Genomic DNA, 23,333 nt, shown 5'->3' on the forward strand with positions numbered 1-23,333 from the left:
CATCAAATGGATGTTCACAACAGATAAGGCGCGCGCCAAAATGGCCCGCGCCTATCCCGCCGCTTCCAAAGAGTCATAATCACTGTGCAGAGCTACTAGGCCTTCATTGGGAAGCTGCAAAAACAACGCCAACGCGCGAGTTCATAAGAAGTGCAATTGTCGACCCACTCAAGATCGTCCCGATTTAACCGATTTGGCGAGGAGCCGACATGCAGCGTCTTTTGTCCGACAAGAAATCCGCCTGGTGCCGAGGCATCCGACCAGTCCGGTTAATCCGCCTGCAGCGCGCAGCCCGCGCGTCTGGCCCAGGCTTTGCTGTAGTGATGGACCCACTGTAGATCTGCATGAAGAAGACCACCGACTTTCAGGGGAGCAGTCCGGCACGGTCTCACTGTGCGGTCGACCGCGCTTTCGATCTGGGAGGAGAGCTGCTCTAAGGTTGGGATATGATGACGAAAGAGGCCGTCGATGCAGAGTTCTCGAGTCGTCGCGCCGGAGACAAGTTGCAGATTGATAGTAGTGGGCATTCGCCGCGCATTTAAGCGACGGGATCCCAGATAGGAGAGGTATGGATCGCATCGCTTGGGATAAACGCTTGCCAGAGCCCAACACGCAATTGTCTCATCTCGGTCGCGCGCCGGCTGAACACGCCGGGATGGTCAATGTTCCTGTCTATCGAGGTTCCACGATCGTTTCGGAAAACCTCGAAGAGTGGGATAGGCGCAAGCAGAATCCAGTGACGAACTACGGACGATTCGGCTCACCGCTGTCTCGCGCTCTCGAGGCCGCCATTTGTGAATTGGAGGGCGGGTATCGTTCGATCTTGTTCCCTTCGGGGCTTTCTGCGTGCTCCCACGCGCTTCTAGGGATCCTGAAGGCCGGGGATCATGTTTTGATCTGCGATAACGTCTATGAACCGGTGAGGATGTTCGCGAACCAGGTTCTAACTAGATTTGAGGTCAAGGTGGAGTACTTCCATCCCACACAGCCTTCGGATCTACTCGCGAAGATTGGGACAAAAACGCGAGCTGTGTACCTCGAGTCCCCGGGGTCCATGACGTTTGAGGTACAGGATCTGCCCGCGCTGTGCGCGATCGCACATCAATCGGGGGCGCTCGTGCTCATGGACAATACTTGGGCGACGCCGCTCTATTTCAAACCCTTTCTCCATGACGTCGACATCTCGATCCATGCCGCGACCAAATATATCGTTGGTCATTCCGACGCCCTTCTGGGCATTGCTACCGCTAACAAGGAAGCGTGGCCGCTCCTGCAGCCAAGCGCTCATCATTTCGGGGAGATTGCTGGGCCAGATGACATCTATTTAGCTCTTCGTGGACTGCGCACACTAGCCGTTCGCATGAGGCAGCATTACGAAAATGGCCTCAAGCTGGCTCAAAGCCTGGAAGACCACCCGGCAGTGGGCCGGGTTCTACACCCTGCGCTCCCAAGCCACCCGGGCTACAATATTTGGAAGCGGGATTTCTTGGGTGCAAGCGGCCTGTTCGGCGTCGTTCTGAAGCCTATGTCCAAGGCCCAGCTTTCGGTTTTCTTCCAGAAACTGCGCCTTTTTGGAATCGGATTGTCGTGGGGTGGGTACGAAAGCCTTGTGCTGCCTGTCGATGATCCTCAACGAACGGAAGCAATAGTTTCATTTGATGGACCGTTGATTCGTATTCACGCCGGCATCGAGGGGCCGAGTGATCTCATTGCGGACATGCATCAGGCGCTGCAAGCCGCCTGCGAACACTCCGTGAGCGACGATGCTTACCAGGATGAGAGCAGAGACGGGTGATTTCAAGGGCAGTATTGATGGCGCGGAGGAGACCGATGAAAAGCGACGCTTGGGGGCGCTATGCCTACCGCACAACGAGCCACTATCGTCGCGAGATCACGCCCGAACTGTAATATGTCGTCTCCGCCCGAAACGCGGCACCTGGAACCCGAGCAGAGATCAGTAGGCGCAGACAGTCGCGATTGCTGGGCATGTTGGCTGACACGGACCGATGATCTACTGTTTGTAAAGCGGATTTATGGCCGTGCATCTCCGAGGTGGAGCACCAGCCCCGTGCAGGACGACTATGCGCACGGCTTCTGTCTGTCAATGTGCGTGAGCACAACGCCCATCATGTGCGGTCAGTTGGTGGTCATTTAAGCCGCAGGTGCCCTTGCCGTATTCGGATGATTCGCTCGCCCAAACATGTCCGGGTGCTTTTGAACACGAGCGCTTGGCAATACGCGATCGCGCAACCGGGATCTCCGGCGTTCCGTTCGGTACGGCGCGACCGCCATGGCAAACGGGTATCGCAGCGGATGCATGCCATTTCTGCGTCATTGCCTCTGTACCGTTTGACGCGGGCGCTGGGTCTACGCTAGCTCGGCTGGCCCCGGGGGCAGAGGCGGGAGCGTAAACGATCGTTCGCGTACTTGCCGATGCAAGATATTTTCTTCAGCTAGCAGCGCCAACAAGGTTGTCTCTCTTGCGGCGAATGTCCGAATTCTAGCAGTGAACGTTGCGTCCCCAGTTCTCCAGCACTCGTGCTTTTGCGGCACTGCTCCTAGCGCCTCAGCTGGTACGACATTTGCTGGACGCTTCAGGTCCGCCTCCTCCCGAAGAAGCGCATGCACACTGTTCTCTGTCGAGCAACTATCCGATCTGAGGCAACTCGATTGCAGCTCATGACGAGAAGTATGCTTGTCGCGTTTCGGTCGAGCACTTCGCAAGCAAGAGGAGGCTGAAGTGGCGCAGGGCCCCTGCCCAAATCGATTCACTCGAAAGACGCAGCACCGGTTTGCCTAAGTCGGTGGGGGGAGGCACCAAATGGACCTATTTTGCTTCATCGAATGTGCAAAACAGAGTCGATCTCCCGAGGTGTTGTTCGATCTGCTTGTGAGCTGTTCGAGCGAACAGGGCTTCAGTCAAGTCGCTTACGGGGGCGCTGACGGACGCGGAGCCGACCCGCCGACCAGAGTATCTGCCAGCCGCGGTGACAGTGAACTTTCCTTCCGCGTGGTGCGAGCGCTATGCTGAACGCCGATACAATGCCATCGATCCCGTGGTTCGGCGTACGACGATGCAGTCGGCGCCGTTTCTATGGGATCAACTCGCTCACAAATATCAATTGCAGCCCGGCGAACTGCGTGTGTTTGAACGAGGCCAAAGAGGCCGGTCTGAAGCATGGCGTAACCGTACCACTGTTCGGACCATTTGGACAGCTATCTGTCGCATCCTTTGCATCCAGGTTCGACGATGCCGACCCTGAGTATCGCCTCAGTCGTCTCAACGCATTGGCTTGGCAGTTTCATCATGCATTTGCAGAGATCGCGCCGTCATCGGAGGGCAGATGCCATATGCAAGTGGCCCTATCCGAACGAGAAAAGGATTGCCTCCGCTGGGTGGAAGAGGGGAAATCATCCTGGGAAATCGGAGTCATCCTGAGAGTCAGCGAGAATACGGTGAACTTTCACCTGAAGAACGCAATGCGAAAGCTAGAGACGAACAGCCGTACCATTGCGTTGCCAAGGCGATTCGCCTCGGTCTTATCTGACGTTTTGGCGCCGCTGCCGCGTATTGACCTATGCCGAAGTCACGAGCGAGCGATCTGACCAGCGTGACAATATGACAATAGCAGCGAGGACACGTTCAGCCCAAGGTGCAAAAGATGCTGTTGCCGCGAATAGCTGAGAAGCCTGTCATCTCGATCTTCGGGAGCATAGATGCGCATCCCGCCGAGGGTTGGTCGTGTTTTCGATGCGGGAGAGGTTCGCACGATTGCCTAAATCCGACGTTGACTGGCCATGACGGGAAACCATTCGCCGCATTGCTGACGCGCGTGCGATGACAGTGATCTTCAGCGCAAGCGCCACTCGTCCAATATGGGAGCGGTTTTTCGGTTTGGATTGCGACGACCCAGTCGCCTGGGATAACAGTATTGCCTGATGCAGCAAGCCCGCCCTCGCAAAAACAAGCCCCGGCCATGGGCCGGGGCTTTCGATCCGCCGTTCGTACTGCGGATCAATATTTCAGAAGAAACGGGCCGCCGAACTTATAGTTGAGCCGTGCAGTCACAAGATCGAAATCCTGGCGGATGCGATCGGTTCCGCCTGCGGGCGCGGCGAAGTGCACAGGTGCGGGCTGCATGAATAGGTGGTCGTACTCGAGGCTGACCGACCAGCTCGGCGCGAAACCGTACTCAATCCCAGCTCCCAATGCACCACCCCAAAGAATGTGGTCGCTCTTCCCAAGCTGCGCGCCCGTGAGGGTCGAGCTAATCTGATAGGTATTGCTCGTCACTGCGGCACCACCTTTGGCGTAAAATAGTACGTCGTCCACGGCGTAACCGATCTGCCCCGTTACCACGCCGAACGCATCAATCTTGGTCTGGTTGATATCCGCAAACGCGACGCTGTCATTCGAGCCAGTCAAATCAGCCCAGTTCCCCTGGCCTTCAACACCAAGCACGATCTGGCCCATCTGCCTTCGATAGCCGATCTGGCCACCCACAGTACCGCCGGTCGCATCATGGCAGCCCTCAGGCGTGCCGCCATTAAAGTCCCAGCAATTCGAGCTTGAGCCCAAGCCGCCGTTCATACCGACGTAGTAGCCGCTCCAGTCGTAGATCGCAGCCGCGACACGTTGCGGAGCTTTGGCATAGAGGGGCTGGACCGGCTGCGCAGCCAGATCCGCGCCGAATGCGGGCGCCACCGCGCCTAGCGCCACAATGCTTACAGTCACAAGCAACAAGTTCTTCATTTCTACTCTCATGTCTTGAGTGCCCCGAGCCTTGCGCGTCTTAACAACATCCGCGCGAATTGCTGTAACTGCATCGCAACATTTGCGCCGAAAGGAATGCTTGAACCGAACCCTGCGTCAGGTTGCGGCGTTGCGGATCATCTTCAACTGCCTCGCAATGCTCCTTCGCGTGCGAACGTAGATTGCGTAGGCGTGGACGAAAAGCGGGCTGCTGATCTCAGCGGATGAAGCGCACCGCAAGGGGTAGGCGAGTTCAGCGAATCGAACTCGGCCAGGAAGCATTCACGGTCAATGCGGCGCTGATCCTGCGCGAGACGAAATTCGAAGTCGTGCGATGGCTCTGGATCTCTCTTCTCGCCCAGTGCAGATGGCCACGGGCATCGAAGCGGTGTAGATGCCGGAGGAGAGTGAAAGGTGCTCCTTGTCGGTGCTGCCGCAATCGTGCTCGCCGTCGCATTTAGTTCAAGCGTTAGCTCGCGTGCCAGACATATCTTCTCCGCGATGCGCACCAGCGCTGATTGGAATTCGGTCGGGCAATGGCTTCCGCGCATGCTAAGGTCACACAAATGTACGTTGCAAGGTCCGGGGCCGGTTGTGAATCCACCGCCGTCGACCCGATCGTCCGTGAACGGCCAACTCGCAGTCTTCACCGTCAGTGTCTCGGGTCAAATCGGCGATCAGTCACACGTTACTCCGCGCTGTTGGGACTGACTCCACGCGAGCACGCGCGTGGTTTCCACGCTGCCTTGCGATTCTCTGCTCGCGAACTGACGACGGTGGGCGTTCGCCCTCGTGTGGCAGATCGGCAATTTCCTTGCTCGAGCAAGGCCGAATGCAGCGTTAGGAACCACGGCGTGCGGGAACTCGGAGCGGCGGCGGAGCAGAAGTGCCGGAATGAAAGTAAGCGCCATAGAGCCGGGCGTGCTCACGTCGCTTGCGGGAACGCCAGCTGCGCATAGCGTATCCTAATCCAAAGCCGCCGAAGAAGATCATAGTGAGAAAAAGAAGCGGTGTCGTCATCTCGATGTCTAAACCGGAGGATTGCTTTGATGTGTTACGTCACACTCCCGCCATCGGTCGTTGACTAGTTGGTCGGCGCGAGGCGGCGGATGCCTGGTTCCTACAACGTGACGCTACGTACGATTCAAATCCCTTCGGCTACTATAGCGCGACAATCTGGATGGGACGCACTTCCATCCTGATTGCCGCGCCGCAAGCTGCTCCCTCCCACTTGAGGTGGCCTGCAGCAGCAGTGTGCGTGGAGCCAGGCATAGTATGCAGATCCGCGGAGTGGCCCACGCCGTGATCGTTGCAGGAAAACGACATTCGTGATGGCTGATACCTGTGGTTTGGTCAGAGTGCTGCGCTTCTCTGGGCGGCATTGCCCCGCCCGCCGCGGGCAACGGAGAAGACTTTCGGTCGCAGCTGAAACGTGGACGAGACTAGCCGTCTCGCGGCGCACTCGGAGTGCCGTTAGGACCTGGACTATTTGCGCGCCGCGGCGGCCGGCAGGCGGTCGCATTAGTGCAAGGGGTACCGTACTCATCCTCTGAGACCGAGGGCTTGAATACACGGTTCTTGACTTGACGATGCCGGAGAAGTGGTCCTGCCACCTGTCCCGCGGCCTGCCTGCTGACGAGACGAAACTGTTAGGAAAAGCATGCTGCCTGTATACCAATCGCTGGGCGATCTCGAAAGGACCGCCGGTTCTCAAAACCAGGACGATGTCTTCTTATTACCCGATCGCGTGATCTAACCTACGCCTTATGCAGAATTCCGCCAGGTGCTAGGCGCAACCTCGATTTGATTAGACGAGTAAGAGTTGAACGTCTGATCGAGCAAATCGCCAAGAACGCAGGCACCATGAGGCGGGTCGGAGTTGGCTTCACGTGGACGTGAGCCGGATCAGTGTTGCGCAGCACAGTCCAGCTGTTGCGGGTAATGGCTTGCTCGTCCGGAAGCTCACTCACTTTCATCCTCGAACAGTATCGCTTTGGTGTGCGAGCGCTGGACATAGATGCTTTGGGTAAGATAGGCAAATCATGTTACCGCACCGAAGTAGCTCTTCGGGGTCAGCGGTAAGGGGCTGCAACTCGGGACTGACGGCGGCGACATCGCGCGCCACGCGCCACAATACTTTCGAAAATAAGACGACTGTCGCGAGATCCGAAAGGATGACCCTGCACCCACGATCCGATATGACTGGATTGACCATGTCGCCCGAAACGATCAAAAGCTGGAGGTGGAGCAGGGCTTGGCGAATGGGAGCGGCGAGCCCTTCCGCGCGCGGACATTGGCACAGTTGCCGTCCTCTCATCATAAATACTCATCACCGAAGCACGCGCGCAGCGGGACAATGCCGCGAGCTCATGGCGGGTGGATCCAGGTTGATCCTGCGAGTTTGCCGTTGCGCTCCGTCATGCGGGATCAAGTAATAAGAGTAAGACAAACGCCGCTGAGATGAGGTGTCCCAACCTCCATGCCAGCCTTGCGCAATACCTCTCACTTCCAGGTTCCGCTCTCCCGAGTTACGTCAGCTCGCGTTGGGCTTTCCGGGCGCGACTGTGGATAGCGTTGGCGTTCGGCAGAACAAGCTGGTTCGACGCGAACGAGCCGGCATCGACCCTGTGGGGCGGCCCGCCAAGAGACGTCTAGCTACTGGCGTGCTTCGGCATTACTGCGATCGCCGGGACAGTAGACGGCAAGGAGAATGCCCACCGGCAGGCGAAGAGCGGTGCGGGTGCGCTACCAGTGACCACGTTTGCAGCCTCGATCGCAGGTCTTGGTCTACAACCTGACGCGGTGTACGATTCAAGGGATTTTAGTGCCGAGGCCGGATATCGTTCAACTGACTGGCCGATCATTTCGCGAGCTCTGAGCTCAGCTCATGTAGAACAGTGCGATGCAGCCCGTCGGATCAGCGGAAAGTCGTTGCGGAGCGCCGCCGAACGAGCTGTATGACGCGCAAGATCGTCACGCCAGCGCGAGATCAATAGCGCCGCCGACCCGATCAAACTACGCTCAAGCGCGCCAATCCGAACACCAGCGAGGACCGGAGCTTCGAGCCTGGCGTAGATCTGGTTAACGGAGAGTAGGTCGCAAACGGCCGAACAATCCTAGAACGGGCCGTGACATTGGTTGGTCTCGGACGGAGAGACCATCATGGATGCCTCTTGCAAGAATATGTTGCGCATCCAAATGCTTGCAGGATCAGTATTATGAATGGCCGGCCATTGGACGGCCTCGGTGAATGTGAGAAGTCGCAGCGGAGGTTCGATGACCCGCAGGGGCATCGTGTTTGCGAAATGGCTGACCAGTCTTGAGGGCATGCTCGCTATACGGTTGGTGCCCAATAACATAGGCGGAATCATACCAAAACCCTGCACGGCGACCTCGGTGCGTATCTTGAAACCATGCTCGAGCAAGAGCCATTCGTGGAAGGAGGGCCTCAGGGAGCGCCCGAACTGGGCTTCCACGTGCCCGATGGACATGTACTTCTCGAACGTAAGTCGCGGCGCCAGCTGCTTGTTCATGGGGCAGCCCACGCAAACGAAAGTGTCCTCGAACAGTGCCGCCTTGGGATGCGCACTCGACATGAACATCTCCGGATACATGAGAAAATCGACTTCGCCGCGCCGGAGAAGTTCATCGGGTTCCTCTACGGGCGGCAGCAACTCGAAATTGATTGTTGGAGCTTCCCGCGCGACGCGGTCCACGATTCGTCGAAGAAACACGACAGTCATGAAGTCGGACAGGATGATCCTGAATCGCCGATTCGATTGAGACGGATTGAAGCCGTCCGGAGAAATGATGGAGAGCTGAATGTGAGCGAGAGCCTCGCGAATCGGGACTGCGAGCGCTTCAGCCCGCGGCGTTGGGACAAGCTTCCGGCCCCTCATCGTGAATAGCTCATCGCGAAAGTAAGTGCGAAGCCGCGCGACGGCAGCACTCATGGCAGGTTGACTGAGGTTGATGCTTCTTGCCGCCGCAGTGAGATTGCCTTGCGTCACCAGGGCGTCGAACGCGACGAGGAGATTCAGATCGAGGCCCTTGAAACGCATAATCCTGAGTGATCCATGTTATGAATGTGTTCTATCGATACAATCGATTTTACCATTTGTACCGAATGAGGGTAGCAAAGGATAGTTTAGCGAGATGTCAGATCTATCAGAATGGTTACAAATCGTTGCGCGTCTCAGCCCAGCGCCAGGGATCGATCAAGACATCTGGACCGTGCGGTCGCAGTTTCGCGCGTGTTGCGCAGGTCATATCTCGGCGACCTAGCACGGTGGGAATCCGCAAATGTGGGTGGGCGTATAGGACGAGAAAACCTTCGTATGGCTTCGCCAACCCATTCTATATCGGCCGTATACCGCCGTAGAATTGAGCGAACGCTCAACCTGGCCGTAGATCTCCGTCCAGTTGGACCCCTCCGGTTGCGGGTGCCAAATGTGTTTTGGTGGCATCCGATTGCGTCCTTGCTGCGGGGATATCGTGCGGAACATGCAAGCGAAGGCGTCCTGGGCGAATCTGATGCGAGTTGCGCACACGATCGACGTCGTATCCATTGTGAATGCAGATCGGTCAGTGCGTGAAGCTCTGACGGATATGGTGTTTTCCGCGGGTTACGTACCCGAACCCTTCGAGAGCGCAGACGAGTTCTTAAAATCGGGCCGCCGTTTGATCACGTCGTGCTTGATCGCGGACACGCAGTCGAGCGGGATGAGTGTTTTTGAGCTTTTCCATCATCTGGCTGCATCCGGAGGCGCGATTCCCACCGTTCTTCTCACAGACAACTCCGAAGACGATATGAGGCGAGTCCTGCAAGCTGGACTCCAGTTCTTGAGCAAGCCTTTCGAGCGTAGCGAACTGCTGGCCTGCGTCAGGAGCCAGATAATGAATAGGAATTACTCTCTATGAAAATGATCGCGCCCGGATCCACACGAGGTGTTTCGGCGCGCCCTCCAGTTCGTTGGAGGCTGTGCTGGGAAAATGAGCTTCAACTTGCTGACCATATTGACTTGTCCGACTTCTTCCGGAAGACCTATGGTCCAACCGGGGCATTCAATGCAAAGCCCTTTGAAGGTCATCGAAGCTGGGCCGGCGCAAGGCCTGAGATTCGGGCAATCGGCTACGATGATCGTGGCGTCGCGATTCACATCGGCGCACTGCGCCGCTTCATAAAAGTTGGTGAGGTCGATCTGCTTGTGGCTGAACTCGGATTGTACGGGGTACGCCCAGATCTCGAGGGGCTCGGCATCAGTCACTCCATCCGCGTGATGTATCCCGTATTGCAAGATCTTGGGGTGCCGTTCGGCTTTGGCACGGTCCGATCTGCCCTTCAGAAACATATTACCAGGCTGCTCGGGCGACAGGGATTGGCGACTGTTCTGCCAGGGCTCCGTGTCCGGTCCACTCGTCCGGATATCTATCTCACTGTGCCTCCGACGCGCGTGGAGGACGTGGTCGCCCTTGTTCTGCCGATTGCGAGGCCAATGAGCGAATGGCCGGCCGGTGAGATGATTGAACGGAACGGGCCAGAACTGTGACGTCCGCAGACGACGAGGCTGAAGCGCGGAGCGACTACGCCGACGCCGGCGGAGAGCACTGCGTCTATCTGACATTTGATGATGGTCCCAACCCGCATTGCACGCCGGCTATCCTGGATGTGCTGGCGCAGCATCGCGCCCCCGCGACCTTCTGCGTGATCGGTGCATATGCAGCGGGTCAGCCGGAGCTGATCCAGCGCATCATTGCAGAAGGGCACGAAATCGCAAACCACACAATGACGCACCCGGATTTATCCAAATGCATGCCGGATGAGGTGGAATACGAGATCCTCACGACGAACAAGGTCATCGGAATGGCCTGCCCCCGAGCCTCTGTGCGGCACATGCGTGCGCCGTATGGGACTTGGACCAAGGAGGCCCTTGCCGCGTCGGCGAAGGCCGAACTGGCAGCCCTGCACTGGTCAGTCGACCCGCAAGACTGGTCTCGTCCTGGCGCCGAGGCGATTGTTGCCGCGGTGATGGCCTCGGTCCGGCCGGGGGCAATCGTGCTCCTGCACGACGGGTGCCCTCCCGACGAGTTGGAACGCCGCCCTCACTCTGGTCGGCGCGACCAGACTGTGACGGCGCTCGCCCAGCTCATTCCAGCACTGCGTGACCGTGGATTTGCAATCCGGTCGCTTCCTCAAACTCACTGAATAGATCAATCCCCATGAGCCTGCTTGCCACCATCAGCACCGTTGCTGTTGCCTCCTACGCGTTGCTCTCCGGCGTCCATAAGAGTGCGCAGGCGCTTTATGCGCTGCAAACCGACGCCTCACTGCCGCCGTACGACCCGATCGACAACGGTGCTCTGCCCAGCGTGGATGTCATCGTACCCTGCTTCAACGAGGACCCGCGCACGCTGGCGGCCTGCCTGAAGTCTCTCGCAAGCCAGGACTACCCAGGGCGATTACAGGTCTATGTGGTCGATGACGGCTCTGCAAATGTCGGTGCAGTGGCTCCGGTCCATGGGAGCTACGCATATGACCCGAGGTTCAACGTCATTCTGCTGCCAAGCAACGTTGGAAAGCGCAAGGCGCAGATCGCAGCGATACGCCGGTCGTTCGGCGATCTCGTGCTCAACGTCGATTCCGACACGGAAATCGCCAGCGACGTGGTCAGCAAGCTCGTACGCAAGATGCAGGATCCAGCCGTCGGCGCGGCCATGGGGCAATTGACGGCCAGCAACCGGAACGACAGCCGGCTGACCCGATTGATCGACATGGAGTACTGGCTGGCTTGCAACGAAGAGCGCGCGGCGCAGACGCGCTTTGGTGCCGTCATGTGCTGCTGCGGGCCGTGTGCCATGTACCGCCGTTCCGCGCTGCTGTTGCTGCTGGACCAGTACGAGACGCAGTTCTTCCGGGGAAAGCCGAGCGACTTCGGTGAGGACCGTCATCTGACGATCCTCATGCTCAAGGCAGGGTTTCGAACCGAGTACGTTCCGGACGCCATCGCCGCCACGGTGGTCCCGGACAGGCTCTTGCCGTATCTGCGGCAACAGCTCCGCTGGGCGCGGAGCACTTACCGCGACACGCTGCTGGGTTTGCACCTGTTGCCCGGCCTGGACCGGTACCTTACGCTCGACGTGCTCGGACAGAACCTCGGGCCGCTGCTGCTCGCCATCTCATCGATTGCCGCGCTCGCTCAGCTCGCGCTCACCGGCACCGTGCCCTGGTGGACCGGTTTGACCATCGTCGCGATGACCATGATTCGATGCAGCGTAGCGGCCCTTCGTGCGGGCGAGTTTCGATTTCTCGGCTTCTCGCTGCACACCCCGATCAACATCTTCCTCCTGCTCCCGATGAAAGCCTACGCGCTCTGTACCTTGAGCAACAGCGACTGGCTCTCGCGCAAAGTAGCGAAATCATCAGACGTCGATGAATCGAAGGCCTCGATCGAAGACGCAACAACTGGACCAAGCCTTAACCCGGCATCGGAAACGCCTGGCTCAATTCGCGGGGCAGGTCTTTCGCGCGCTCCCTCGCAGCTGATCGCGTCTGATGGCATTGCGGCCGAGACTGACCGACAGCTTTGTAGGGGGATTTAGTGGTGAGCGTGGACAAGACATATCAATCGTTGCAACGGGAGCTGACTAACGATGACCCGTGGCGGCTTGACGACAATCCGTTCGAACGTGAGCGTCACACCCAATTGCTACGGCTATCGCTGTCGAACGGCGCCGTCTCAACCGGCCTCGAGGTCGGGTGCGCTGCCGGTGCATTCACAGAGAAGCTTGCTCCTCACTGCAAACGGCTCACGGTCATCGATGTTATGCCGCGAGCGATCGGTCGAGCGGTCCAGCGGACCAAGAGGTGGTCGCATATCAGCTGGGCGGCGACCGATATTCTGCAGTTCTCGACCGAAGAGCTGTTCGATCTGATCGTGGTCGCCGAAGTTCTCTACTACCTCGAAGACATGACACGGATGCGTACCGCAATCGACAAGATGGTGAACATGCTTGCTCCACGTGGGCATCTGGTCTTCGGATCTGCACGTGATGCCACCTGCAGGCGATGGGGGCATGTCGCTGGCGCCGAGACAGTCATCACGATTTTGACTGAAGCGCTCATTGAGGTCGAACGCGTGCAGTGCCAGGGGCAGTCGGCTGACGAAGACTGCTTGTTGGTCCGTTTTCGCAATCCGGAGCGATCTTCGATCCGTCCTAACGGTCGAGCTTGAAAGGAGCCACTATGCGTATCTGCGGTATCAAGTTGACGCATGACGGGGCAGTCGCTCTGATCGAGGACGGCCGGGTGGTGTTTTGTGTCGAACAGGAGAAGCTGAACAACAATCCGCGTTATCAAACCATTGACAATCTGGATGCCGTTGTTGGCGCCTTGGCGGAGCACGGGCTGGATCCGAGCGATGTTGATCAGTTCGTCATTGATGGCTGGGATGGAGAGTTCGAGTCGCAGTTTGAAGTCCTTAGTGGGACGACGACCATCAAGCTCAAGGGCGCGCCGTATGTCGAACGGCAAGGCGATAGCCCCCTGACGCCCCGCGATCGCATCGGCCTCATGCTTGATGGGAAGCTATATCCCTATCAAAGCTATCCCCATGTCACCGGGCACGTAGCATCCGCATACTGCGCCAGCTCGTTTGCCAAATCCGCACAATCTGCTTTCTGCTTGGTGTGGGACGGCTGCATGTTTCCACGCCTCTACTATGTCGAGCCCCACGGCATCCGGTTCATCGAGTGCCTGTTTCCGATGATAGGTCACGCCTATGCGACGGCAGGACATCACTTTGGACCTTACAGGCGGGCAGACCGGACCAGCTGGGATCTCGGTATTGCCGGCAAGCTGATGGCCTATATCGCGCTGGGATCGCCCGACGAGGACAGTATTAAGACGTTTCATGAACTTTATGAGGCGCACTTTGCCACGGATGCTGAGGGCGCTTGTCCTGAGCTTGAAGAGGTCAACAGCTCACAATCGCCACTTGAAGCTTTGCACGACTTCTTCGATGCGTGCGCAATGCGATTGAAGGAAAAGCAAGCCGAAGACGTCCTTGCGTCATTTCACGTCTTTCTAGAGCGTCTGCTGGTTCGCACCATTGCTGATGTTGTGGAGCGGCATTCGGATCTTGCGGGGGCGCGTAACCTCTGCATAGCCGGCGGCTGTGGCCTGAATATTAAGTGGAATAGTGCATTTCGTGCGACCGGCCTGTTCGATGTCGTGTGGGTGCCGCCCTTTCCGAACGACAGCGGCTCAGCCATTGGTGCTGCTTGCTCTGCACTGGCGGCACAGCAAGGCTTTAGAGCTCTGGAATGGTCGGTCTACAGTGGACCGGCCGTTCGTCCCAGCGAAGTCCCGCCCGAATGGGAGGGCGCGCCCTGCACTATGGGCGAACTTGCGGCAATCCTCGCTTGCGACAAGCCCGTGGTCTTCCTTGCCGGGCGTGCCGAGCTCGGACCACGAGCCTTGGGTGGCAGAAGCATTCTCGCGGCTGCGAGCTGGGAAGGAATGAAAGATCATCTCAACGACATCAAACTTCGTGAGCATTTCAGGCCGGTAGCGCCGATATGCCTGGAGGATCGTGCGGCGGAGATTTTTAGCCCTGGAATACCCGATCCGTACATGCTGTTCGATCACCAGACGCGACCGGAATGGCGGGACAAAATTCCCGCCGTCGTGCATCTCGATGGATCTGCTCGTCTACAGACCGTTTCCAGAACCTCTCAGCATAAAGTGGCCGAGCTTCTCGTCGAATACGAGAAACTCACAGCCATTCCGCTGCTTTGCAATACCAGCGCCAATCTGCATGGACGCGGCTTTTTCCCGGATGCTGCCGCCGCGTGCCAGTGGGGACGCGTCGATCACGTATGGTGTAACGGCCTGCTTTACACAAGAAAGCGCGCGAGCGAGGAAGCGGCGCGAACAACGTCCGTCGCGATGGCGTAAGCAAATGTCAACCGCGGCAGTCGACCTTTTCCAGGTGAGCAAGTTCTACGACGACAGGGTCGTCGTGGACGCTCTTTCGTTTACCGTCTCGCCGGGAGAGTGCTTCGGTCTGCTGGGACCAAACGGCGCGGGCAAAAGCACGCTTGCGCGTTTGATCCTGGGTGTAGCATCGCCTGACGCAGGTAAGATATGCGTGCTCGGCGAGCCAGTGCCGGCACGGGCGCGCTTGGCGCGGCGGGGGATCGGGGTTGTCCCACAGTTCGATAACCTTGATCTTCAGCTCACGGTGCGCGAAAACTTGCTCGTTTTCGGGCGCTACTTCGCCATGAGCGCGGCTGAGGTGAAAGCGGTCACGCCGTCACTGCTCGAATTCGCGCGCCTGGAGAACAAGGCGGATGCCCGCGTCGCCGAACTGTCCGGCGGCATGAAGCGACGCCTGACGTTGGCACGGGCCCTCATTAACGACCCGCAGCTCTTAGTGCTTGATGAGCCGACGACCGGCCTTGATCCGCACGGCCGTCACCTGATCTGGGAACGCTTGCGCTCGCTATTAGCGCGCGGCAAAACGATCCTTCTCACCACCCACTTCATGGAAGAGGCGGAGCGATTGTGCGACCGCCTGTGCGTGCTTGAGCACGGCCGTAAGATCGCCGAAGGTCAGCCTCTCGCGCTGATCGAGCAGCAGATCGGCTGCCAAGTGATCGAGATTTACGGCGGTAATCCGCATGAACTGCTGCCGCTGGTCAGACCCCAAGTGCAGCGCGCTGAGGTAAGCGGGGAGACGCTCTTCTGCTATGTCACGGATCCAGAGCAGGTGCGCCTCCGGCTTGCCAACCGCACGGATCTCCGCCTTCTGCAGCGTCCTCCAAATTTGGAGGATGTCTTCTTGCGGCTAACCGGGCGAGAGATAAAGGACTGAACGATGTGGCAACGTTTTGCGCCGGCGCTCCCTGCTAATCCATGGAACTGGATCGCGGTATGGCGCCGCAATTTTCTGGTCTGGCGGAAAGTCGCTCTGGCATCGATTCTTGGGAATCTGGCCGAGCCGATGAGCTCTCTGTTCGGTCTCGGTTTTGGCCTTGGAATGATCATAGGTGGTGTTGAGGGGACCTCATACATCTCGTTTCTGGCGGCTGGCATGGTCGCCACAAGCGCGATGGTCTCCGCAACCTTCGAAACGATCTATGCGGCTTACGCTCGCATGCAGACAAATTGCACGTGGGAGGCAGTGCTCTGTACGCCCCTTACGCTCGGCGACATTGTTCTCGGTGAAGTGGCATGGGCAGCGAGTAAGGCCTTGCTCGCCGGGACGGCGATCACGATTGTCGCCGTCGCGCTGGGTTACGCAGAGTGGTCATCCATCCCCTATGCGTTACCAGCCATCGCCCTCACTGGCGTTACTTTCGCGAGCCTCGCAATGGTCGTTTCAGCACTTGCACCAAGCCACGACTATTTCATCTTCTACCAGTCGCTCATTCTCACGCCCATGATGTATTTGAGCGGGGCGATCTTCCCAATGAGCCAGTTGCCCGGTTCATTTCAACGCATCGCCGCCTTATTGCCGCTGACCCATTCGGTCGATCTCATTCGTCCAGCAATGCTCGGTCGGCCGGTCGACAGCGTCGGATTGCATGTGGGCGCACTTTGCATCTACGCAGCATTTCCCTTCCTCGTCTCGGCCGTGCTGCTTCGGCAGCGCCTGATGCGGTGAGAGGAACAAGACCTAAAGCGAAGCATCGCGTGTGCGAGATGAGATATCGGGCGTAACGAACTTCCGATCGCGTGCGACGCTTATGTGAGTCTCGTCACGCTAGCGATGCCTGATCGGCCCCGCGGCGACGTGCGGCCTACTCCCAAAGCAAGCGATACGAAATAGGCCAACAGGCCTCTCAGGATTAACGGAGAACAAGATGCTGTGTCTAGGATTGAGTGGCGGCCTCGACAGAGTCTATGAAAACCCCCTTGGACTACCGAACACGTTTCTGCACGACGGCGCCGCGGTACTTGTCAAGGACGGGCGCGTGATCGCTGCCGTGGAAGAGGAGCGCCTCAACCGGATCAAACATTCAAACAAGCTCCCGAGCAGTGCGATTGAATACTGTCTTGCAGCCGCGGGCGTGGAGCTTCGCGACGTCGATCGTATTGCGTTCTACGCTACTGAAGCCTATTGCAATGCAATGCTCGAACGGTTGTTCATCTCACAACCGGAAATCTCAATTCCGCTAGATGCGAATCTGCTGTTACGGCACCTTCTAGCCACGGAGTTCGGTACCCAAGTTGATCCTTCGCGGGTGTCATTCGTAGGCCACCATCAGGCCCACGCCGTGAGCGCTCTGGCGATGTCGGGTTTTGAAGAAAGCCTGGTCCTCGCGATCGACGGTTGTGGCGACTTCCTGTCGGGTCTCTTGGCGGTCGGGTCGGGCACCGAAATGATCGAACTTATGACGTTTCCAGAGAATAACTCTCTCGGACTGTTCTATCTGGAGACGATTCGATATCTCGGCTACGGCCTGTTCGACGAGTATAAGGTTATGGGACTGGCTCCTTACGGAGATCCCGCACGCTATCGCGAGCTCTTTTCCCAATTCTATGAGCTCTCCGCAAACGGTGGCTACCGCGTTCACCTCGAACGTATCGGCCCGGCATTGCTGCGCAACATCGAGGTCCGGCGAAAGGGAATGCCGTTCACGCAACAGCATCGAGATGTGAGCGCATCGTTGCAGGAGGCGCTGGAGCGGATCGTGTTTCACATTCTGCGGCATTACCGTGAGTCGACCGGAATGAAACGGTTGTGCCTGGCTGGCGGGGTGGCCCACAACTGCACGCTGAACGGAAAACTCCTGTATTCAGGCCTGTTCGAAGACATCTTCGTGCAGCCGGCTGCGCATGACGCCGGATGCGCATTGGGCGCGGCACTGATGGTGTCGAACGAAGCTGGGCAGCCTGCGCCCCGCGAGCGGCTACAGGCGGTTTATTGGGGGCCAGATGTCGGCAGCGACGACAGCATTGAACAGGAACTGAAGGGATGGGCCGGACACCTAGAGATTGAACGAACCGCTGACGTGGCGACCAGAGCAGCCGAGTGGATCGCTGATGGCGCCGTGATCGGGTGGGTACGGGGCCGATCGGAGTTCGGCCCTCGTGCGCTCGGTAACCGCAGTATTCTTGCGGACCCGAGGCCCGCGGCGAACAAGGACCGGATCAACGCGATGGTCAAGAAGCGCGAGAGTTATCGACCATTTGCGCCATCGGTTCTGGAGGAGGATGCGGGCGCGTTCTTTGAGTTGCCGGATGGTCGCGCAGAATATCCCTTCATGAATTTCGTCGTTCGCGTGCGCGAATCCAAGCGTGCTTTGCTGGGCGCGATCACGCATATCGATGGTACGGCTCGGCTGCAAACGGTTTCCCGCACGAGCAATGCCGCCTATTGGGAACTCATCAATGCCTTCAAGAGCCGGACAGGCGTCCCGATTCTGCTTAATACGTCCTTCAACAACAATGCCGAACCGATCGTAGATTCCGTTGCCGATGCGATTACGGCGTTTTTGTCGACCGAGCTGGATGGCCTTGTGGTCGGGTCATTCCTCGTCAAGAAGCGGGCAACAACGCTCGAAAGCTGGACTGCACTCGCTGTATCACTGCCGCCCCATGTATCTCTTTACCGGGTTCGCGCTCATGCGGGCCGAGAACGCCAGGAGACAGTCTGCGAGATCCGCATGGGTCACTCCAGCCAGGACAGCGTGCGCGTCTCGCATGACCTGTTCGACATGCTGATGCAAATTGAGAAGGAAGCTGTTCTTGCCGATCTTCTCGCCAGGGTCACCTCTGACAGGACTAGGCGAGAAGCTCTCGTGAACGAACTGCGCGGGCTCTGGGATCTGCGCCGTATTCGGCTGCATCCGTCACAGACTGCGCGGTCGTAAAAGGTGAGCAATGCGGAAGAGCGCTCCTTGGACGCCTCTTGCATGACCTGCCAATCGCGGTGCCGTGGAGGAGGGCTTGCGGGTTGATCGCCTTGCGTCCAGGTGACCAGCCGTCCATTGGCGTGGATCGGAATCGCAGATGAGTAGGTGCGCCACACAAAACTGATCTTGCGCAACGAGAAGGGTTTGATAACTTGACGAAGGAACGCTTTGTTATTTCTCGGAGGCGTACCGGCTTTGGTGATTGCCTCTGGTCGCTGGCGTCAGCCTGGTCGTACGCGCAGCGGACCGGGCGGACGCTCGTCGTTGACTGGCGCGGTTCCTGCTACATCGACCAACCGTTCAGCAATGCCTTTCCGGTGTTCTTCGAGCCGCTTGAGGACATCGCTGGAGTGCCGGTGATTTGCGATGACCGGGTCAACCAGCTCTCGTTTCCGGGACCGTTCTTCCCGCGGTGGTGGAATAGGCCATCGATCGACTGCATCAATCGTCCGGATGAGCAGATCTTCCGTGAACGTGACGAACTGACCGAGCTATTCCAGGCAAGAGAAGATAACGAAGCCAACACCATTGTCTGTGACGCTTGCCTGATGTGGCGTTGTGGCGAGGAAGCCGAACGACTGATCTTTCGGAACATCAAGCTCAGGTCTGAGATTCAAGCGCGGATCGACGCCTTGTATGAGGAACACTTTGGCGGCCATAGCATCATTGGCGTTCATGTTCGGCACGGCAATGGCGAAGATATCATGGAGCATGCGCCGTACTGGGCCGATTCGGAGCTCGCCCTTCGTCAGGTCTGCATGGCAATCCGTAAAGCCAAGGCTTTGCCATATCCAAAGCCTGTAAAGGTCTTCCTGTGCACGGACAGTGCACAGGTGCTCGATCGCGTATCGGGTCTGTTTCCCGATGTCTTCGCCGTACCAAAACGTTTCCAGGCCGATCGGGCAGGGCCGTTGCATAGTGCGGAAATGGGAATTGAAGGTGGAGCTTCCGCTCTCATCGACATGTATCTTCTTGCGCGATGCGCTACCGTGATCCGATTTCCCCCCACCAGCGCCTTCACGCGCTATGCCCGTCTGCTCGTGCCACGGATTATTGAATTCGACCAGAGAAATCCGGAGCACTTGACCATGATCGATAACCCATACGAGCATTTCGCGGCTTCATGAAGCGCCAGAATCTGAGCCTGAGCAATGGCGGGCTAGATCATCAGCCTGATACTGCTGGCTTCGACACCATCGCGTTTCGCAACGTCTCGCAGGAGCGGTGGATGGCGACTTCCGTCCGCAAGCGACGGCTGACCGGCGCACGACCACGGATGCGGTGCGGGTGGGAGGGCGAACGCCTGCGAGGCGTAGGCCAATGCCGGCGGGCGCCGGCGGCCTTGCCCCGCAATGCTTCGGGCCCTCATGTGTAAGTCGAGTCGCGCGGAAAGGTTATGGTCCTGTCATCATCCGGCCAAATCCGCCATCGCTGGCCAGACGGTGAAAAGCACGGCAATGGCGGTCCGGGTCGCCGAGGAAATCTGACGTAACAAACAGTCACGTCAGAATGTCCCAGCAGAGCAGCAAGGAGGCGCGTCCGGTAGATGGATCGCCTTTGCTGGGAATCCTTTTGCGGTCAGCTCGTTTTCTGGACGACGGCCTTGTTCATGCGCCGCTCGCAGAGTCCTTTCGGACGGAGGTGTGATGAACCGCGCGGCCGGCGGCCCATCGATATCGCTTAAGAGCCGCATGTGCGGCCGCGCGTACCACGAGCTACCAGATGACAATCCGGTCGCAGCTCAATCGTCGGAAACGGACCCTCGCGGTCCAATTCACGCCGATGGAGCGGGCTGTCCGCTGCGTGAGCGGAAGACGCTGGTATTGACCTGGGCATCGCCCGGTATCGGTCGCGCCACCGAAAGGTTGTTTTCGGAAGCCGGTTGGCGCATCATTTCTTGCGCGCGCCAACCATTCGACGCGGTGCGCTGCCCATGGGACTCAGAGGGGATAGCTATATCGAGGTCGACCTGAGCGATCATCGGACGCTGCCGCGCGTGATTGCCCAGATAAAGGAGCGCCTTGCCGGCGCACCGCTGCAGGGACTGATAAGCAATGCCGGAAACTCACCAAAAACGCCAAACGGTGCCCGGCTGACGTCGCTGGCGACCTCAGTCGATACCTGGATGAGCGGGTTCCACCTCAATCTGGTGGCGCCGATCCTGCTCGCTCAAGGTCTGTTCGGTGAGCTAAAAGTGGCTTCAGGCTCGATCGTCAATGTTAATTCGATCGCCGGCGCGCGGGTGCATCCATTTGCAGGCACGGCATATGCGACGTCGAAAGCTGCGCTCGCTTGTCTCACGCGCGAAATGGCGCACGATTACGCCTCACATGGCATTCGCGTCAATGCGATCGCGCCCGGCGAAATCAAGACGGACATTTTGTCGCCTGACACGGAAGCGCATCTTGTGCCAAAGATCCCAGTTCGCCGGATGGGTACACCCGAAGAGGTCGCCAACGTCATTTTCTTCCTATATTCAGATGCGGCAAGTTATGTCACTGGCGCCGAAGTGCCGATCAATGGCGGGCAACACTTGTGAGTGAATCCGTCCGTGGCGAACCCGGCTGATCTGAGCTTCATCGATGGAAGCCATGTTGGCCGGGGCGAATCCGCGCAGCGAGTTGGAAAGAATAAAGCGGCAAATCTAGTCACCGTAAGTGCTGCCGACGTGCCATGAAGAGGCGTCATCTCTCGCCCCGCCCTGAGAACTGGATGTCAGATCGAGGCAGGCATGCAACACGAGTCCAACAAGTCCGATCGAGGTGATGGGGAGGATCAAGAAAGGAACGAAGAAGTCATTATGCTGGACAGCGTTTCCCTGCGCGAAAAACCAAACTCAACCTCCGACGCGGACCCTTCCGCTTGTATTCTGCGGTCGCAAGAGAAATCGCTAAGCACGATCTTTGAAATAGCGCACACGCTCACCGGCCTATGCCGGCTCGAAGCCAAGCTGGCGAGCGTCATCGAGCGTCTGCCATCGCTCGTGCAGATGCGGCGCGGCATCGTATGTCTGTTCGATCATGACGGGGTGCCCGAGATCATCGTAGACGACGGTCGGAGCGAAGGGCGCGACGCGCGTTGCGGGGTGCGCTTGCCGCAAGGAGCAACTGATCAAATTGTGGCGACGGGGCGGCCGCTCATCGTCGAGAACGTAGCGCTGCATTCGATCTTCAGTTCTTCGGACGTCGAGATGCTAGATGCCGCCGGTAATACGCGTGTTGCGTTCATCGGCGTTCCCATAGACATTGACGAGAAAGTTGTGGGTACGCTGAGCATCGACCGCATCGCCGACAACGGGACGCATGCGCAGCTCGAGGACGACCTCCGCCTGCTGACGATGGTCGCAAGCCTTCTGGGCCAGACGGCGAAGCTGCATTGCGTTTTTGCGCGCGATCGCGGGCGGCTTATGGACGAGGACTTCCGGCCGCAGAAGCAGCTGTCGGAGCTCAAGCCTCATGGGCGGGAGCGTAAGAAGGTCCAAATCGAGGGAATTATCGGCGACAGCCCGGCGCTGCGCGCGTTGCTTGAGAAGATCGAGCTGATCGCAAAATCGAATAGCACCGTTCTGGTGCGCGGCGAATCGGGTACGGGCAAAGAGCTGGTCGCGAAGGCTATTCACGAGCATTCAGCGCGCGCCAAACGCCCCTTTATCAAGCTGAATTGCGCAGCCCTCACCGAGACGGTGCTGGAATCCGAATTGTTCGGTCACGAGAAGGGGGCGTTTACGGGCGCATTCAACGCGCGCAAGGGTCGCTTCGAGCTCGCCGACAAGGGAACGTTTGTTTCTGGACGAGATTGGAGAGATCTCGGCGTCGTTCCAGGCGAAGCTCCTGCGCGTGCTTCAGGAGCAGGAGTTCGAGCGGGTCGGCGGCAATCAGACGATCAAAGTCGACGTCCGCGTGATTGCAGCCACGAATAAGAATCTTGAAGAGGCGGTGGCAAGGAAGGAGTTTCGTGCCGATCTCTATTATCGCATCAGCGTGGTTCCTCTGCTACTGCCGCCGCTGCGCGAAAGACGCACTGATATTCCGCTTCTCGCCGCTCGATTTTTGAAGAACTTCAACAATGAGAACGGCCGTGCTTTGGTCTTCGATTCAAGTGCGATTGACGTCCTCATGAATTGTGGATTTCCCGGTAATGTCCGCGAGCTGGAGAACTGTGTGCAGCGGACCGCGACCCTGGCGCATGGATCGTCGATCGTAAGAGACGATTTTGCCTGCTGCCACGGGCAATGCCTGTCGGCCACGCTATGGAAGTGCGGGCCGGAGCAAGTGGCGCGACAGCCGAGCCCGATAATCTCATTCCCCGCCAGGCTGAGCATGCCGCCAACACAAGCTGTGGCACACGTTCAGCCGGTCGGTAGCGAACTGACGCCGCTAGAGCCACCCGGCCGACCTATCATAGGTGCCGCCAAGGTCACAGATCGCGAGCGCGTAATCGCGGCGATGGAAAGGTCCGAGTGGGTCCAGGCCAAGGCGGCGCGCCTGCCTGGACTGACGCCGCGCCAGATTGGCTATGCCTTGAGAAGGCACGGTCTCGAGATCAAGCGCTTCTGAATAAAAAGTCGGGCTCGCGTCTCTCTCGCTCGCCCGGGCGCGGTAGGAGAGCGTGCGCACTCTGGTCCATGAAGCGGATACGAAACCGATGTGCTCTGCTTGGG

The 23,333-nt window shown here is 58.4% G+C and carries 15 protein-coding genes and 2 pseudogenes; 15 read left to right on the plus strand and 2 right to left on the minus strand.

Annotated features, from left to right (window positions below; all coding sequences use genetic code 11):
* Nucleotides 1-568 precede the first annotated feature (568 nt).
* The 3 genes from metC to IVB22_RS41260 all read left to right on the plus strand — a co-directional run bounded on the left by metC (nt 569) and on the right by IVB22_RS41260 (nt 3,606).
* A complete protein-coding gene (metC, locus tag IVB22_RS27255; RefSeq protein ID WP_247520324.1) occupies nt 569-1,795 on the plus strand; it encodes a cystathionine beta-lyase in 1,227 nt (408 codons plus the stop codon).
* A gap of 1,198 nt (nt 1,796-2,993) precedes the next feature.
* A complete protein-coding gene (locus tag IVB22_RS27260) occupies nt 2,994-3,263 on the plus strand; it encodes an autoinducer binding domain-containing protein (RefSeq protein ID WP_308200465.1) in 270 nt (89 codons plus the stop codon).
* On the plus strand, nt 3,148-3,606 hold the full coding sequence (locus IVB22_RS41260; protein WP_253075348.1) for a LuxR C-terminal-related transcriptional regulator: 459 nt from the start codon (nt 3,148-3,150) through the stop codon (nt 3,604-3,606). Before IVB22_RS27260 ends, IVB22_RS41260 begins: the two co-directional genes overlap by 116 nt.
* A 409-nt stretch (nt 3,607-4,015) precedes the next feature.
* On the opposite strand, the gene IVB22_RS27270 is transcribed toward IVB22_RS41260, so the two are convergent.
* Both IVB22_RS27270 and IVB22_RS27275 read right to left on the minus strand, forming a co-directional pair.
* Nucleotides 4,016-4,753: an outer membrane protein gene (locus IVB22_RS27270; protein ID WP_247511908.1), complete on the minus strand. Its 738-nt coding sequence runs from the start codon at nt 4,751-4,753 to the stop codon at nt 4,016-4,018.
* 3,116 nt (nt 4,754-7,869) lie between these two features.
* Nucleotides 7,870-8,814 carry a LysR family transcriptional regulator gene (locus IVB22_RS27275; RefSeq protein ID WP_247520325.1) on the minus strand — a complete coding sequence of 315 codons (945 nt, stop codon included), beginning with the start codon at nt 8,812-8,814 and terminating at the stop codon, nt 7,870-7,872.
* 442 nt (nt 8,815-9,256) lie between these two features.
* Here IVB22_RS27275 and IVB22_RS27280 point away from each other — a divergent pair, with 442 nt between their 5' ends.
* From IVB22_RS27280 to nifA, 12 genes and pseudogenes are all read left to right on the plus strand, one after another.
* Nucleotides 9,257-9,673 (plus strand): response regulator transcription factor, encoded by a 417-nt coding sequence (locus IVB22_RS27280; protein WP_247520326.1) that lies wholly within the window; start codon nt 9,257-9,259, stop codon nt 9,671-9,673.
* Nucleotides 9,670-10,302 (plus strand): NodA family N-acyltransferase, encoded by a 633-nt coding sequence (locus IVB22_RS27285; RefSeq protein WP_247520327.1) that lies wholly within the window; start codon nt 9,670-9,672, stop codon nt 10,300-10,302. Before IVB22_RS27280 ends, IVB22_RS27285 begins: the two co-directional genes overlap by 4 nt.
* The gene (nodB, locus tag IVB22_RS27290; RefSeq protein ID WP_247520328.1) at nt 10,299-10,958 is read left to right on the plus strand and encodes a chitooligosaccharide deacetylase NodB; all 660 of its coding nucleotides are present in this window, start codon (nt 10,299-10,301) and stop codon (nt 10,956-10,958) included. The genes IVB22_RS27285 and nodB overlap by 4 nt, the downstream gene beginning before the upstream one ends.
* A gap of 14 nt (nt 10,959-10,972) precedes the next feature.
* A complete protein-coding gene (gene nodC / locus IVB22_RS27295) occupies nt 10,973-12,352 on the plus strand; it encodes a chitooligosaccharide synthase NodC (protein WP_247520329.1) in 1,380 nt (459 codons plus the stop codon).
* A 2-nt stretch (nt 12,353-12,354) separates the two neighbouring features.
* Nucleotides 12,355-12,984 (plus strand): nodulation methyltransferase NodS, encoded by a 630-nt coding sequence (gene nodS, locus IVB22_RS27300; RefSeq protein ID WP_247520330.1) that lies wholly within the window; start codon nt 12,355-12,357, stop codon nt 12,982-12,984.
* Nucleotides 12,985-12,995: 11 nt separating this feature from the next.
* Nucleotides 12,996-14,708 (plus strand): nodulation protein NodU, encoded by a 1,713-nt coding sequence (nodU, locus tag IVB22_RS27305; protein ID WP_247520331.1) that lies wholly within the window; start codon nt 12,996-12,998, stop codon nt 14,706-14,708.
* Between the two features lie 4 nt (nt 14,709-14,712).
* Nucleotides 14,713-15,627 carry a nodulation factor ABC transporter ATP-binding protein NodI gene (gene nodI, locus IVB22_RS27310; RefSeq protein ID WP_247520332.1) on the plus strand — a complete coding sequence of 305 codons (915 nt, stop codon included), beginning with the start codon at nt 14,713-14,715 and terminating at the stop codon, nt 15,625-15,627.
* A gap of 3 nt (nt 15,628-15,630) precedes the next feature.
* A complete protein-coding gene (locus IVB22_RS27315) occupies nt 15,631-16,419 on the plus strand; it encodes an ABC transporter permease (RefSeq protein ID WP_247494280.1) in 789 nt (262 codons plus the stop codon).
* 199 nt (nt 16,420-16,618) lie between these two features.
* Nucleotides 16,619-18,631 (plus strand): carbamoyltransferase, encoded by a 2,013-nt coding sequence (locus tag IVB22_RS27320; RefSeq protein WP_247520333.1) that lies wholly within the window; start codon nt 16,619-16,621, stop codon nt 18,629-18,631.
* 194 nt (nt 18,632-18,825) lie between these two features.
* A complete protein-coding gene (locus IVB22_RS27325) occupies nt 18,826-19,800 on the plus strand; it encodes a nodulation protein NodZ (protein ID WP_247511919.1) in 975 nt (324 codons plus the stop codon).
* Between the two features lie 564 nt (nt 19,801-20,364).
* A pseudogene (locus tag IVB22_RS27330) lies at nt 20,365-21,212 on the plus strand (SDR family NAD(P)-dependent oxidoreductase).
* Between the two features lie 261 nt (nt 21,213-21,473).
* Nucleotides 21,474-23,229, plus strand: a pseudogene (gene nifA / locus IVB22_RS27335) (nif-specific transcriptional activator NifA).
* Nucleotides 23,230-23,333 lie beyond the last annotated feature (104 nt).

Source organism: Bradyrhizobium sp. 190 (assembly GCF_023073415.1).
Lineage (GTDB): Bacteria > Pseudomonadota > Alphaproteobacteria > Rhizobiales > Xanthobacteraceae > Bradyrhizobium.

What these genes read in the sequence shown, in the direction of transcription:
- metC (WP_247520324.1), top strand. Translation starts at nt 569, where the DNA reads ATGGATCGCATCGCTTGGGATAAACGCTTGCCAGAGCCCAACACGCAA.
- IVB22_RS27270 (WP_247511908.1), bottom strand. Translation starts at nt 4,753, where the DNA reads ATGAAGAACTTGTTGCTTGTGACTGTAAGCATTGTGGCGCTAGGCGCG.
- IVB22_RS27275 (WP_247520325.1), bottom strand. Translation starts at nt 8,814, where the DNA reads ATGCGTTTCAAGGGCCTCGATCTGAATCTCCTCGTCGCGTTCGACGCC.
- IVB22_RS27280 (WP_247520326.1), top strand. Translation starts at nt 9,257, where the DNA reads ATGCAAGCGAAGGCGTCCTGGGCGAATCTGATGCGAGTTGCGCACACG.
- IVB22_RS27285 (WP_247520327.1), top strand. Translation starts at nt 9,670, where the DNA reads ATGAAAATGATCGCGCCCGGATCCACACGAGGTGTTTCGGCGCGCCCT.
- nodC (WP_247520329.1), top strand. Translation starts at nt 10,973, where the DNA reads ATGAGCCTGCTTGCCACCATCAGCACCGTTGCTGTTGCCTCCTACGCG.
- nodU (WP_247520331.1), top strand. Translation starts at nt 12,996, where the DNA reads ATGCGTATCTGCGGTATCAAGTTGACGCATGACGGGGCAGTCGCTCTG.
- nodI (WP_247520332.1), top strand. Translation starts at nt 14,713, where the DNA reads ATGTCAACCGCGGCAGTCGACCTTTTCCAGGTGAGCAAGTTCTACGAC.
- IVB22_RS27315 (WP_247494280.1), top strand. Translation starts at nt 15,631, where the DNA reads ATGTGGCAACGTTTTGCGCCGGCGCTCCCTGCTAATCCATGGAACTGG.
- IVB22_RS27320 (WP_247520333.1), top strand. Translation starts at nt 16,619, where the DNA reads ATGCTGTGTCTAGGATTGAGTGGCGGCCTCGACAGAGTCTATGAAAAC.